The organism is Methylomonas sp. EFPC3, from assembly GCF_029643245.1.
GTDB lineage: Bacteria > Pseudomonadota > Gammaproteobacteria > Methylococcales > Methylomonadaceae > Methylomonas > Methylomonas koyamae_B.
The window spans coordinates 2,478,774-2,491,921 of sequence record NZ_CP116398.1; the positions used below are offsets into that span (position 1 = coordinate 2,478,774).

Annotated in this window: 13 protein-coding genes and 1 tRNA gene; 4 read left to right on the top strand and 10 right to left on the bottom strand. The window is 54.0% G+C overall.

Annotation, left to right across the window (positions count from 1 at the left end; translation table 11 throughout):
- Positions 1–13 precede the first annotated feature (13 nt).
- The 7 genes from pth to PL263_RS11110 form a co-directional block, all read right to left on the bottom strand.
- Positions 14–571 carry an aminoacyl-tRNA hydrolase gene (gene pth, locus PL263_RS11080; RefSeq protein WP_278209465.1) on the bottom strand — a complete coding sequence of 186 codons (558 nt, stop codon included), beginning with the start codon at positions 569–571 and terminating at the stop codon, positions 14–16.
- Between the two features lie 16 nt (positions 572–587).
- The gene (locus PL263_RS11085; protein ID WP_278209466.1) at positions 588–1,184 is read right to left on the bottom strand and encodes a 50S ribosomal protein L25/general stress protein Ctc; all 597 of its coding nucleotides are present in this window, start codon (positions 1,182–1,184) and stop codon (positions 588–590) included.
- Between the two features lie 46 nt (positions 1,185–1,230).
- The gene (locus PL263_RS11090) at positions 1,231–2,184 is read right to left on the bottom strand and encodes a ribose-phosphate diphosphokinase (RefSeq protein ID WP_278209467.1); all 954 of its coding nucleotides are present in this window, start codon (positions 2,182–2,184) and stop codon (positions 1,231–1,233) included.
- Between the two features lie 35 nt (positions 2,185–2,219).
- Positions 2,220–2,294 (bottom strand) — tRNA-Gln (locus tag PL263_RS11095).
- A gap of 9 nt (positions 2,295–2,303) precedes the next feature.
- Positions 2,304–3,179: a 4-(cytidine 5'-diphospho)-2-C-methyl-D-erythritol kinase gene (ispE, locus tag PL263_RS11100; RefSeq protein ID WP_278209468.1), complete on the bottom strand. Its 876-nt coding sequence runs from the start codon at positions 3,177–3,179 to the stop codon at positions 2,304–2,306.
- Positions 3,176–3,745: a lipoprotein insertase outer membrane protein LolB gene (gene lolB, locus PL263_RS11105; RefSeq protein WP_140910790.1), complete on the bottom strand. Its 570-nt coding sequence runs from the start codon at positions 3,743–3,745 to the stop codon at positions 3,176–3,178. The genes ispE and lolB overlap by 4 nt, the downstream gene beginning before the upstream one ends.
- Positions 3,745–5,469, bottom strand: a complete 1,725-nt coding sequence (locus PL263_RS11110) for a tetratricopeptide repeat protein (protein ID WP_278209469.1) — start codon at positions 5,467–5,469, stop codon at positions 3,745–3,747. The genes lolB and PL263_RS11110 overlap by 1 nt, the downstream gene beginning before the upstream one ends.
- 147 nt (positions 5,470–5,616) lie before the next feature.
- Here PL263_RS11110 and hemA point away from each other — a divergent pair, with 147 nt between their 5' ends.
- From hemA to PL263_RS11130, 4 genes are read left to right on the top strand one after another with little or no spacing between them, the layout of a single operon-like run.
- Positions 5,617–6,867: a glutamyl-tRNA reductase gene (gene hemA / locus PL263_RS11115; RefSeq protein ID WP_278209470.1), complete on the top strand. Its 1,251-nt coding sequence runs from the start codon at positions 5,617–5,619 to the stop codon at positions 6,865–6,867.
- 6 nt (positions 6,868–6,873) lie between these two features.
- Positions 6,874–7,959, top strand: a complete 1,086-nt coding sequence (gene prfA / locus PL263_RS11120) for a peptide chain release factor 1 (RefSeq protein WP_140910793.1) — start codon at positions 6,874–6,876, stop codon at positions 7,957–7,959.
- Complete coding sequence (gene prmC / locus PL263_RS11125; RefSeq protein WP_278209471.1) at positions 7,952–8,818, top strand: peptide chain release factor N(5)-glutamine methyltransferase; 867 nt, start codon at positions 7,952–7,954, stop codon at positions 8,816–8,818. The genes prfA and prmC overlap by 8 nt, the downstream gene beginning before the upstream one ends.
- Positions 8,815–9,240, top strand: coding sequence for a M67 family metallopeptidase (locus tag PL263_RS11130; RefSeq protein WP_278209472.1), 426 nt, complete (start codon positions 8,815–8,817; stop codon positions 9,238–9,240). The genes prmC and PL263_RS11130 overlap by 4 nt, the downstream gene beginning before the upstream one ends.
- Here the strand turns inward: PL263_RS11130 and PL263_RS11135 are convergent.
- From PL263_RS11135 to PL263_RS11145, 3 genes are read right to left on the bottom strand one after another with little or no spacing between them, the layout of a single operon-like run.
- A complete protein-coding gene (locus PL263_RS11135; protein ID WP_140910796.1) occupies positions 9,237–10,625 on the bottom strand; it encodes a sigma-54 dependent transcriptional regulator in 1,389 nt (462 codons plus the stop codon). The two genes, PL263_RS11130 and PL263_RS11135, sit on opposite strands and share 4 nt — an antisense overlap.
- 5 nt (positions 10,626–10,630) lie before the next feature.
- Complete coding sequence (locus tag PL263_RS11140) at positions 10,631–11,575, bottom strand: cation diffusion facilitator family transporter (protein WP_278209473.1); 945 nt, start codon at positions 11,573–11,575, stop codon at positions 10,631–10,633.
- A gap of 58 nt (positions 11,576–11,633) precedes the next feature.
- The gene (locus tag PL263_RS11145; protein WP_278209474.1) at positions 11,634–13,061 is read right to left on the bottom strand and encodes a HAMP domain-containing sensor histidine kinase; all 1,428 of its coding nucleotides are present in this window, start codon (positions 13,059–13,061) and stop codon (positions 11,634–11,636) included.
- Positions 13,062–13,148 lie beyond the last annotated feature (87 nt).

A 13,148-nucleotide genomic window follows, 5' to 3' on the forward strand; every position in this document is an offset into this window, starting at 1 on the left:
TTTATACCGATTCTTACGCAAGCGAATTAATTCGCGCCAAATCACCAGCCACCAACGCCTCAACATCCTTGAGCAACATATCGCACAAAGCCATAAACCTGAGCATCGCGCCATTAGAAAAACCAGACAAAACGTAATCAGCCACCCCTCCCTCAGACGGCCGACCTATACCAATCCGCAACCGAAAAAAATCTTTGGTCCCGGTATTGGATATTATATCTCGCAAACCGTTATGCCCAGCATGACCACCATTGCGCTTGAGCCTCACCACACCTTCCGCCAACTCAAGCTCATCATGGACAACCAAAAGCTCGCTGCAATCCATCTTATAGAACCGCATCATAGCACCGACCGATGCACCACTTCTGTTCATAAAGGTCACTGGCTTCAGCAACAACACCCTACCGAGACCAATGCTGCAATCTGCAACATCCCCCTGAAACTGAGCCGAGCGAGACCAGCGCGCTCCATGCAATTCAGCCAAACGATCCACAAACAAAAACCCGGCATTGTGCCGGGTTTTTTCGTACTGCTGACCAGGATTACCTAAACCAACAATCAACCTAATCATTCAATGACTTTGGTAATTACACAGATTCTTCAGCACCCCTGGTTTTAACAACCTGAGCCACAGGATGATTATGCTCAGAACCATGAGCCAAAGCAGGCAACTCTACGCCAGCAGGCAACACCAAGTCAGACAAATGAATAGTCTCACCGATATCGATAGCCGCCAAATCCACCTCAATAAACTCAGGCAACACAGAAGGCATGCATATAACCTCAACATCAGTCATCGTGTGCGTCACAACCCCACCTTTTTTAACGCCAACGCACACAGCCTCGTTAACAAAATGCAACGGAACATGAACCTTCAGCTTGTGAGATTCATCCACACGCATGAAATCCATATGCAAAATCTGAGGCTTAGCCGGGTGACGCTGGATGTGCTTCAGCACCGCTTTTTCGGCCGCACCATCAACCATCACATCCAGAACATGAGAATACACCGCTTCGTGAGCCAGATGCTTAACGACCTCGTTATGATCAAGAACCAGCATCAAAGGAGAAGCAGAACCGCCGTAAATAACCGCAGGAACCTTACCTTGCCGACGCACCGCTTTCGCCGAAGCACTACCAACACCAACACGAGCCTCTGCAATAAATTCAAACACGTTTGCCATTATTTCTCCTCACGCTTGCCACACAAGCACTACTTTAATTCTCAATTTAATCAACATATAACGAACTTACGGATTCTCCAACCGCTATTCGCCTTATGGTTTCAGCCAACATTTCAGCGACACTCAACTGCCTGATTTTGCTGACACCCAACAACTCATCGGTTAAGGGAATCGTATCTGTGACGACCAGCTCATCAAGAACCGACTGCTTGACATTTTCAGCCGCAGATCCAGAAAGCACCGGATGAGTGCAATAAGCCACAACTTTTTTTGCCCCGTGCTTTTTTAATGCCGCAGCGGCGTGACACAGCGTACCAGCAGTATCCACCAGATCATCGACCATCACACAAGTCCTACCGTCAACATCACCGATAATGTGCATGATTTCAGACACGTTAGGCCGAGGGCGGCGCTTATCGATAATCGCCAAGTCCGCATCACCCAAGCGCTTTGCAATTGCTCGAGCCCTCACCACACCACCAACATCCGGTGACACCACAATCAAGTCCGGATATTCTTGCCGCCATATATCGCCAAGCAGAATTGGAGAAGCATATACATTGTCGACCGGAATTCCGAAAAAACCCATAATCTGGTCGGAGTGCAAATCTACCGTTAAGGCCCGATCAGCACCAGCATTGCCTATCATGTCGGCCACTAAACGCGCCGTAATCGGCACTCGCGCAGACCGAGACCTTCTATCCTGCCGCGCATAGCCGTAGTAAGGCATCACTGCAGTAATCCGGGCCGCAGAGGCGCGCCGAAGAGCATCGATCATCACCAACAACTCCATCAAATTTTCGTTGGTGGGAGAACAGGTTGGCTGAATTACAAAGACATCCCTTCCCCTAACGTTTTCCTGGATCTCTACAAAAATCTCGCCATCGCTAAAGCGACCGACACTAGCCATGCCAAGGCGCATGTTCAGCTTTTTCACGATACCTTCAGACAAAGCCTTATTGGCATTGCCAGAGAATACCATTACCGAAGCCTCGCGCATTAAAGCACTCCCAAGGGATTTAAATTTGGAAATTATGGCTGGGCTGCTAGGATTCGAACCTAGGTATGCGGGGATCAAAACCCCGTGCCTTACCGCTTGGCGACAGCCCAATATTTGACTTAAAACACTCCCTGTTCCAACTTAACGTGAAGCGGCGACTTATCCACCTCCTTGGCGAGATAAACCATCCACTCTTCAATCAGCCCGGAATACGCACACTTTGCCGCATCTTCGGAATCAAATTCCGCAAAAACACAGGCACCGGTACCGGTTAACTTAGCCTCTCCGAATTCCGACAAAGCATGAATAGCCCTTACAATCGGAGGATACAACTCACTCACAACCGAAAGACAATCGTTCCTTGCATCCCCTGCAAGAAAGTCAGTCATTTTGATTGGTTTACTATTTCTTGTCAACCCATTAGCCAAAAAAATTTGTTTGGTGTTTACGTGGCAATCCGGCTTAATCACAACAACCCACCTGCCCGGAACGTTCACCTCAGTCAACTTTTCTCCAACTCCCTCAGCCCAAGAGGTTCGACCAAACACAAAAACAGGCACATCGGCGCCCAATCGCAACCCCAGATCCATTAAAGTCTCAAGAGAAAGGTTCAATCCCCAAAGCTTATTTAGTACCAGTAGCGTCGTGGCAGCATCCGAACTTCCACCCCCCAATCCACCGCCCATTGGAAGATTCTTTTCAATTTCAATCCACACGCCCTCACGGCTGCCAGTATATTCTTTGAGTAAATTAGCAGCACGAACAGTCAAATCATCGCTCTCAGGCACCCCAGGAATCGGGTTACGGAGCCTGACTTTGCCATCCCCCGCAGGACTAAACCTAATCCAATCACACAAGTCGATAATTCGGAACACCGTTTGCAACAAATGATAGCCATCCGGGCGACGGCCGATAATTCTCAACATCAGGTTTAATTTTGCCGGAGCCGGCCACTTCTCGCCCCATCCCTTCGAATTTAATTGACTTTCAGTCACGACAAATCCCATTGATCCACTATCAATTTTATTTTTGTACGATCTTTTTCAATATTGATTTTCTTAGGCAGAGAATCCGACGCTACCTTATACACGTCCCTAAAAGTGACCCTCCAACCCGCCTGCATAAAACCAGCATCCAATTCGACGCCCTGCAAACCCGGATCGAGAATCCCGAATACCCAATACCTCAACGAGTCGACAGGCATCACCACTCCCAACCGCTCCGACAAAACCTGCTCTGCCGAACCGTAAAATTCTTGCCGATTCTCGCCATCGTCGATTGTGACAGCGCCATCGACCACACTAATCGCCAAACGCCCCTGCGCCAACGGCCCCAACAACTCGATATCATCCCTGCCGCCAAGATGCCGCCAATTGACCGATGCGGAAAACGACTCTCGCTCATCGGCAACCGCCAATCTTCCCGAGAATGCCCAACGACCGTGAGCCTGCAAGGCATGGGTTTCAAAGGGACGATAAACGCTTACTTCCGACTCAGAAACCAGCGAGCAAGCTGACAATGCCAAAATGCAACACACCCCCAGCCCACGCAGAATCATCATTATTGGCCGCTCTGTAGAAAGCGCTTTTTGAATTCGAGCAAATATTCGTCCTCTGGAGATTTTTTAAAAGCGGCGTCAAACAATTCCTTGGCCTGCTTTTTATCACCCATCTCCCACAAAACCTCGGCAATATGGGCGGCAATCTCATTTTCAGGCTGCTTGTCGTAGGCTTTACGCAAATATTCCAAGGCCAATTCCAATTTACCTTGTTTATATAGCAACCAACCGTAGCTATCGACGATCACCGGCTCTTCCGGCTGCAACTCGATGGCCTTTCCAAGATATTTGGCAGCCTCATCATAACGTTGGGTTCGGTCGACCAAGGTATAACCCAAAGCATTCAGAGCCGCGACGTCTTCCGGCTTTTTCTCCAGAATCTTCAGCAAATCTGCCTCAAGCACGTCGAGCTTATCCAAACGCTCAGCCACCAGAGCCCGAGCGTAAAGCACGTCACGGTTATCCGGCGCCTCTTTCAACGCTGACGTCAGAGCATCGAACGCATCCTGATAGCGCCCGGACTGGTTATACAATTCGGCCTTTACCATCAGTATCCGCAAACGCTGCTCCGGATATTTGACATCCATCCGATTGACTCGCGCTTCGACATCATCCAATCGCTTCTGATTCATCAAAAGTGAGACTGCGGCCATGTCAGCGTCGAAAGCGTAACTCCCCTCTTCGACCCGGTCGAACCAAGCCAAAGCTTTTTCCGGACGCTGTTGCTCCAGCGCTATTTTGCCCAGGTAAAAGCTGGCCTGGCCTTCCCAGTCCGGATTGGGCAACAACCTCTCCAAAGTGTTTTCGGCCTTATCTACCTGGTTTAGCTGCATATGAATCAAAGCCAGAGCAAACAAGGTCTCCGGATCGTCCGGTTTATCTTCAAGCACTGACTGGCAAAGCTTGATCGCGTCATCATAATCGCGACTATTAACCAAAACCTCCAACAACATTTTTCGGAGCTGTTTGTCGTTCGGCGCCTGTTTCACGGCCTTTTCCAGATATTCTCTGGCCTTAGCCAAGTCGCCAGCCCGACCCGCCAACTGCGCCTGAAAAATAACCGCCTTGTTCCAATCGGGCTCCAACAACAAGGCCTGGCTGATTTTTTGTTGAGCCAGTTCGCTCTGCTGCAATACCGAAGCCAATACCGCCTGGACGAAAAAGATGCCGGCATGCGCCGGACGCATTTGCGCCAACTCATCCAACACATCGTAAGTAAACTGAGTCCGCCCCTCTTTTTCAAGCAGCTTGCTCATCTCCAGCAATCCGGCTTCAAAACCGGCAGGATCGTCGGCCAACATCGCGTCGAGATTATCCAGCGCTGCCTTATGATCGGAATTCTTAATAGCCAACAACACCGCAAACTTTCTGGCTGCCAAATTTTTGCCGTCCTTAGACAACCAAACCGTCAACGCTTCCCGCGTCCGCGCCTCATCCTTTAGGAACAAACCGATTTTCACCGCTCTTTCGGCAATCCGCGGATCGTCGACCCGCTTAGCGGCCTGCAAATAGGCATCCATCGCCAAATCGTACTGGTTGCGCTGGCCCGCCAACTCAGCCGCCATCAACAGGTATAAAACCTCTTCGTCAATGACGGTGTTGCGGTTAACCCGGCTTTGCAGGCCATCAACCTTCGCCGGCTGACTCTCGACCGCAGCATCCTTGTCAGGCGCAACAGCACATCCCGCTGCAGACAAAACTATTGCTATGGCTATCCATTTATTCATGCAATCAATCGACCTGTGTTCAGAAAATTGTTTTTTATAGATTACCAGAAAAACCCCGGCGAGTCGGACCGCTGTTTGATTGGATTTGGACAAAAACTGCGCATTCCTTAAAATACAGGAATTTTCTTAAGTGTTTATGCGTATTCGATGACTCTTCTCGCCGTAGGGATAAATTACAACACCGCGCCGGTCGCCGTTCGCGAAAGGCTGGCGTTCCCGTCGGAAGCCCTGGAGGCCACGCTGAAAAATCTGTGGAGCATCCGTGAAATCAGCGAGGCCGCGATACTCTCAACCTGCAACCGCACCGAATTGTATTGTCAGGCCGAACACGACGCCCAAAGCTCGCTGGTGGAGTGGATTGCCGACACCAAGCGGATCACGCCCGCCGAATTTACACCTTACCTTTATAGCTACAAAGACAGCCAATCGATTCGCCACATGTTCCGCGTCGCCTGCGGCCTGGACTCGATGATACTCGGCGAACCGCAGATTTTAGGCCAAATGAAAACCGCCTATCACGCGGCATCTCAAGCCGGCACGCTGGGTCGCAATCTGAGTAAGTTGTTCCAGCATACCTTTTCCGCTGCTAAAAAGGTGCGTACCGACACCGCAATCGGCTCCAGCCCGGTCTCGGTCGCTTTCGCCGCAGTACAACTGGCGCAGCAAATCTTCGACAAGCTAAGCGACCAAACCGCGTTACTGATCGGAGCCGGCGAAACCATAGAGCTCACGGCCCGCCATTTGTTCCAACACGGCATCGGCCGGATCATCATCGCCAACCGCACCTACGACAAAGCGCACGCACTTGCCACCCAGTTCAACGGCTACGCTATCTCGTTGGCGGAACTGCCCAACCATCTGGCCGAAGCCGACATCGTCGTCTCCTCCACCGCCAGCCAGTTGCCGATCCTGGGCAAGGGCCGGGTCGAGAGCGCAATCAAAATCCGCAAACACAAGCCGATGTTCATGGTCGATCTGGCCGTGCCGCGCGATATCGAAGCCGAAGTGGGCCAATTGCGCGACGTTTACCTTTACACCGTCGACGACCTGCAACACACCGTCAACCAGAACATGGACTCGCGCCGCCGCGCGGCGGAACAAGCCGAAGAAATCATCGACACCCAAGTCGAACATTTTCTGGCCTGGTTGCGCTCGCAGGGCGCTCAGGAAACCATCCGCGATTTCCGGGCGCAAGCTGAAAAGACCCGCGACGAGGCGTTGCAAAGAGCCCTGGCCCAACTAAATACCGGCGCAAATGCCGAAGACGTGTTACAACGTTTAGCCCATACCTTAACCAACAAATTGATCCACACGCCCTGCGCGCAACTGCGCGACGCCGGCGCCAACGAACGCCACGACCTGATCGCCGCCTCGCGCGAAATTTTCAAATTAAGATAACCGTTGATGAAACCCTCGATACAAACCAAGCTGGAAAACCTCGGCGAGCGCTTCGAAGAAATTACCGCGCTGCTCACCCAACCGGAAGTGCAAAGCAACCAAAACCAATTTCGCAGCCTTAGCCAGGAATACGCTCAGCTGGAACCGATCGTCGCCTGCTACAGACAATATCAAGATAACGCAACCGATTTGGAATCGGCCAGGGAAATGGCCAAGGACAGCGATCCGGAGCTACGCGAGATGGCGAAGGAAGAAATCGCCGCGGCAGACAGCCGGCGCGAGGCCTTGGAACAAGAACTACAAATCCTGTTGCTACCAAAAGACCCCAACGATAATCACAACGTCTTTTTGGAGGTCCGGGCCGGCACCGGCGGCGACGAAGCGGCGATTTTCTCCGGCGATCTGGCGCGGATGTACCAACGCTACGCCGAGCGTCAGGGCTGGAATGTGGAAATCATCAACGAAAACCGCGGCGAACACGGCGGTTATAAAGAGATCATCATGCGCGTGGCCGGCCAGAACGTATATTCGCAATTGAAGTTCGAATCCGGCACCCATCGCGTGCAGCGGGTACCGGAAACCGAATCGCAAGGCCGGGTGCATACCTCGGCCTGCACCGTGGCGATCATGCCCGAAGTCGACAGCGTCGACGAAATCGAGATCAACCCGGCCGATTTGCGCATTGACACCTACCGCGCTTCCGGCGCCGGCGGCCAGCACGTCAACCGTACCGACTCGGCCATCCGCATCACCCACATCCCAACCGGCGTGGTGGTGGAATGCCAGGACGAACGTTCGCAGCACAAAAACCGGGCCAGAGCGATGTCGGTATTGCAGGCGCGCTTATTGGCCGCCGAACAGGAAAAAATCCACGCCGAACAGTCGGAAAGCCGGAAATTGCAGGTCGGCAGCGGCGACCGCTCTGAGCGTATCCGCACTTACAATTACCCGCAAGGCCGGCTGACCGACCACCGCATCAACCTGACCCTGTACAAACTGGAAGACATCATGGAAGGAGCGCTGGACCAAGTCATCCAACCGCTAATCCACGAACACCAAGCAGAATTGCTGACCCAGCTAGGCAATGCTTGACGGCGATCGCGTCCGGCCGGAAACCATCGCCGAGTTGCTGGCTTCCGCAGTAGCGGCATTGGCCGACAGCTCCGAAACCGCGCAACTCGATGCCGAAGTCCTGCTCTGCCATTGCCTGGATAAACCGCGGGCGTTTCTGCGCGCCTGGCCGGAGCGCAGTCCGGATGCCGAGCAGGCCTCGGAATTCCGCCGCTTGCTCGAGCAGCGCCGGCAAGGTGTTCCGGTGGCCTATTTGACCGGCCACCGAGAATTCTGGTCGCGCGAGTTTCTGGTCGGTCCGGAGGTGCTGATTCCACGCCCGGATACCGAGCTGCTGGTCGAACTTAGCCTCGACTTGCTGCCGACCGATCGCGCTTGCCGAGTCATCGATCTGGGCACAGGCTCCGGGATATTGACCATCACCCTCGCCGTCGAGCGCCCGCTGGCGCATGTAGTCGGTGTGGATGTCAGCTATGCGGCACTGGAGACGGCCCAACGCAATGCCGGACGGCTACAGGTGGCTAACGTTAGTTTCGCCGTTTCGAATTGGTTTGCGGACATAGCCGAATCCGATTTTGACCTGGTGGTGAGCAACCCACCCTACATCGCGGCGGACGACCCGCATCTGCGGCAAGGCGATGTTCGCTTCGAACCGGCCAACGCTTTGGTCAGCGCCGAAAACGGCCTGAAAGATATCCGCCTGATCGCCGAGCAGGCTCGCAGTCGTTTGAAACCGCATGGTCAACTATTGCTCGAACACGGTTACAATCAAGCGGCCGAGGTCCGGGCCATCTTAGCGGCGCTCGGTTACCGGCACGTCGCCACGCACCACGATTTAGCAAATAATCCTCGCGTTACCAGAGGGGTATGGAATCCATGACCAATACTTTAGAAATCAGCCTGCCGCGCAAATTAACCAACCAACTTTTGCATCTGGCGCAACTGTCCCCGGAAGCGGAAGTCTGCGGCTTGATCGGCGCCGATGCCAGCGGCAAACCGGTCGCTTGCTATCCGGTCAATAACAGCGCCGCCGACCCGAAACGCCGGTTTTTACTGGATGCCGCCGAACAAATCGCGGCGATGAAACAAATGCGGGAAAACGGCGAAAGCCTGTTTGCGATTTACCACTCGCATCCGGACGCGCCGGCCACGCCCTCGGCCACCGACATTGCCGAAGCGGCTTATCCGAATGCGCTGAATCTGATTATTTCCTTGAATACCAAAGGCGTATTGGAAATGCGCGGTTTCAAAATCGACGGCAATAGTGTCACCGAAGCCGTGTTGAATCTGATCGAAGCCTAGGAGCCCTTGCACTTCAAGTTATATTTCTGTACCCGGTAACGCAAAGTCTCGCGGGTGGTGCCCAGCATCCGCGCCGCGGCGGTGACGTTTTCGTCGGTGCGGTTCAATACTTCCTGGATCAAGTATTTCTCCATATCGTGCAGGCTCAGGCTGCCGTCCAACGGCAGGAAAATACCGTTTTCGTTTTGCTGCACGGTCGGGCTACTCGGCGCATTCGGCAGTTGCAGCCAATGCTCCGGAAAATTTTCGTCGCTCGCGAGCAATACGCAACGCTCGATCACATTCCGCAGTTCGCGCACGTTGCCGGGCCAATCGTAAGCCTTCAACAAAGCCCAGGCCTGTTTGGAAATTTTGCTGACATTCTTCGCCGACTTGCGGTTGCTCTCGGCGATAAAAAACGGCACCAGCTCGTCCAAATCCTGCTTGCGCTCGCGTAACGCCGGCACCCGCAAGCTCATCACGTTCAGGCGGTGGTACAAATCGCTGCGGAATAAGCCCAGCTCGACTTTTTGCAGCAAATTCAGATTGGTGGCAGCGATGATTTGCACGTCTATCGCAATTTCGGCCTCGCCGCCCAACCGCCGAATCCGGAGGTCTTCCACCGCCTTCAGCAACTTGGTCTGCAAATCCAGATCCATCTCGCCGATTTCGTCGAGGAACAGCGTGCCGGTGTGGGCTTGCTCGAACAAGCCGCGATGGCGCTTTTTGGCGCCGGTAAAAGCGCCGGCTTCGTAACCGAATAATTCCGATTCCAGCAACTCGCGCGGCAGCGCGGCACAGTTGACTTCGACCAGCGGCGCATTAGCCCGGTTGCCGGACGCATGCAGTATGCGTGCGATCAAACCTTTGCCGGTGCCGGTTTCGCCGGAAATGATCAAGCTGGAAAACGGCGTTTTCGCCACTTGCGAAATCATAGTCCGCAGCAAAGTGGCGGCCTGACTACTGCCGACCAGGGCGTCCACCGTATGCTTGCTGTTGCGGGCCATGGCTTGCTGCTGCACTTGGCGCTGGGCTCGAGCACTGCGCGCCGCTCCTTCGACCAACAGGTTCAAGCGCTCCAGTTCGCAAGGCTTTTCGACGAAATCGTAAGCCCCCAGCCGCACCGCCCGCACCGAATCGGCCACTCCGCCGTAACCGGTCAAAAACACCCATTCGCTGCTGCCGATCTTGTCCTTGATTCTTTCCAACAAATCCAGGGCATTGCCGTCCGGCAAGTTCATGTCGGACAACACCACCAACGGGTCAGTAGTCTGGCTCAGCAAATGCCGCTCGGCTTGCTGCAGATTCTCGCTAACCGTAACTTCCCAATTTTTTTTCCGAAAGAAACGCGCCAGCTCGGAACCGAGCAGAGCTTCATCTTCAATGATTAATAGCGTATCCGGCATACAGGTTAATTATGCTCCCAGGAGGCAAGGTCTTCGATGGGTTCCAGGTGAGTATCGATATCGATATTGTCCAAATTGTCCATGATTTGCCGCTCGATATCCTCCAGCAAATCGTGACCCTGCTGCACGCTCCATTGGCCGGGCACCAGTACATGTACCGACATGAAGCGGCGGGCGCCGGCGTAACGGGTACGCAAGGCGTGATAAGCGATGGCATGGCTGGCAACATATTGTTCCAACACCGCGATGATGGCTTTCACTTCGTCTGCGGGCAACGCCGCATCGAGCAATCCGGAAACGGTACGCCGGATCAACTGCAATCCGGCCCAGACGATATGGAAGGCGACGCCGATCGCCAGCAACGGATCCAAAATTTCCCAGCCGTTCATACCCAAACTTTGCGCCAGATTCAAACTGACTTCGAAGCGGTTACCCACCGAGATCAAAGCAATACCGACCAGGATGCCGACCGTGGTCCAGACGTCGGTCATCAAATGCTTGCCGTCGGCTTCCAGGGTGATCGACTGCCGCTTCCGCCCGACACCGATCAGTACCCGCGCTACCGCCAGATTGATCAGCGAAGCAAACACCGAGACCGCGATACCCAAATCCAGTTGTTGCAAAGCCTGCGGGTGCCATAAACGCTCCCAAGCAGAAAAACCGATACTGAACGCCGCCAACAGAATCATCACGCCCTCGGCACCGCTGGAAAAGTACTCGATTTTCTCATGGCCGTAGGCGTGGGTATCGTCCGGCGGCCGCGCGGAAATACTCAACACCGCGACCATAATCACCGCCGCCACCAAATTGATTACAGATTCCAGCGCGTCGGACAGTAAGCCCACCGAACCGGTCAGCCAATAGGCGTAGCTTTTCAGGCCGATGGTAGACACGGCTGCGGCGATGGAGAGCCAACCGTAGGCGGCGAGAGATTTCGGTGCGTTAGCCATTAGCGGAGGACATGCATAAAGAATCGAATTTTAGCAGACTGCGTCGCACCGGACCGATTCAGGCAGCGAGCGGGAAAGTCAAGGTCACGCAAGCGTGGCCCTGTTCGTCGTTTTGTAAACGCATCCCCCCCTGATGGTCTTTGACGAAACGTCTTACCATCGCCAGCCCCAAACCGCTGCCGCCGTCTTTCAGACTGACGAAAGGCCGAATGCCGTGGCGTAAAAAGTCGGCGCTGAAACCCGGTCCGGAATCGACCACGGTAAGCTCCAATTTACCGTCAAGGATGTCGGCGTTGACATTGACTTCGCCATTGCTAGCCCCGATAGCCTGGACCGCGTTCAACAGCAAGTTCAACACCGCCTGACGGAACTCGCTCTCCGGCAAAAACACATACAGTTCTTCGGCCACCCGACAGTTGAAGCTCACGTTTTCCCGCGCCTGATATTTCAGCAAGGTCAACAATTCTTCCAACAACGGCTGCACGGCGACACGTTGCGATGTCTCACCGTTACTGCGGGCAGAGGCCAATAGATCGTTCAAATTGCGGGTCAGGCGTTGCACTTCGCGGTATACCATCTGCAACCGTTCCGCCAGATCACTGTCTCGGCATTCTTCCAACATGTTCTCCATCGCCAATTGGATACTGGCCAGCGGATTGCGCAGTTCATGGGCGGTGCTGGCCGCCAATTCAGCCAGTGCGGCCAAACGCTCAGCCTTGGCCAACTGCTGGCTGCGCTCCAGCAAGGCGTGACTGGTTTGCCGGACCCGGTATTCGAGCAATTCGGTGTGCTCCAGATGTTCGCGTTCCAACTCGACCAGACGCGAAACCAAATGGTTGTAGCGATCGAACAAGGCGTGCAGCAACGGATCCGAGGTGCTGCGCTTGATCGGTTTCATCTCGCCCTCGGCCAGGCCGGACAACAGTTCTTTCAAGCAGTCCAGCGGTTCCAACACATTGGTTCGAAAGAAGTAGCCGACGATCCACAACAACAACAGCGGCAACAAAATTGCCAACTGCATTTCCAATTCGCCGTCGTCTTCAATATTGATCAACAAGCGCTCTTCTTCCTGAGCCTGCCGGTCCAGGACCTGTTTAATCAACTGCAACGCGGTGACCAAATTAGCCTGGTCGCCCTGCACCGCCTTGCCGAACACTTCCTGCAGTTGCTGTAGATTGGCCGGTATCGCACTGTCGTAATCGTTCAACCCGCCGATCAATTGCTCCTGAATATCGGCTAACTGACTTTTCTCGGCCTCGGAAGCGCTCTGATTGGTCGACAGCGTCAATTGCAGTTGCAGCAGTTCGAACAGAGTATCTTCCAAATGATGGCCGCGGCCGATGTCGCGTTCGATGATGTGAATCCGCTGATCGTTGACCCAGGTCAGGCGGCCGATCGCCAGCAATTCCGCAATCACCAGCAAACCGAGAACGAAGCTGACAAAAATAACCGGCCGAAACAGCAAGCGGCGCATGGTGGGGTACATAGGCGGATACGGGGTAATCGCAAGATAACCGGGGAGTTTAACCGACCTCGTGCGAAGGCGTTAACCGAATAGCGGGTTTTGTTACGC

Excerpts from the sequence above, each read along its gene's own strand:
- PL263_RS11090 (WP_278209467.1), bottom strand. The coding sequence starts at position 2,184 with ATGCGCGAGGCTTCGGTAATGGTATTCTCTGGCAATGCCAATAAGGCT.
- pth (WP_278209465.1), bottom strand. The coding sequence starts at position 571 with ATGATTAGGTTGATTGTTGGTTTAGGTAATCCTGGTCAGCAGTACGAA.
- PL263_RS11145 (WP_278209474.1), bottom strand. The coding sequence starts at position 13,061 with ATGTACCCCACCATGCGCCGCTTGCTGTTTCGGCCGGTTATTTTTGTC.
- PL263_RS11130 (WP_278209472.1), top strand. The coding sequence starts at position 8,815 with ATGACCAATACTTTAGAAATCAGCCTGCCGCGCAAATTAACCAACCAA.
- PL263_RS11135 (WP_140910796.1), bottom strand. The coding sequence starts at position 10,625 with ATGCCGGATACGCTATTAATCATTGAAGATGAAGCTCTGCTCGGTTCC.
- PL263_RS11085 (WP_278209466.1), bottom strand. The coding sequence starts at position 1,184 with ATGGCAAACGTGTTTGAATTTATTGCAGAGGCTCGTGTTGGTGTTGGT.
- lolB (WP_140910790.1), bottom strand. The coding sequence starts at position 3,745 with ATGATGATTCTGCGTGGGCTGGGGGTGTGTTGCATTTTGGCATTGTCA.
- prfA (WP_140910793.1), top strand. The coding sequence starts at position 6,874 with ATGAAACCCTCGATACAAACCAAGCTGGAAAACCTCGGCGAGCGCTTC.
- hemA (WP_278209470.1), top strand. The coding sequence starts at position 5,617 with ATGACTCTTCTCGCCGTAGGGATAAATTACAACACCGCGCCGGTCGCC.
- prmC (WP_278209471.1), top strand. The coding sequence starts at position 7,952 with ATGCTTGACGGCGATCGCGTCCGGCCGGAAACCATCGCCGAGTTGCTG.
- PL263_RS11140 (WP_278209473.1), bottom strand. The coding sequence starts at position 11,575 with ATGGCTAACGCACCGAAATCTCTCGCCGCCTACGGTTGGCTCTCCATC.
- PL263_RS11110 (WP_278209469.1), bottom strand. The coding sequence starts at position 5,469 with ATGAATAAATGGATAGCCATAGCAATAGTTTTGTCTGCAGCGGGATGT.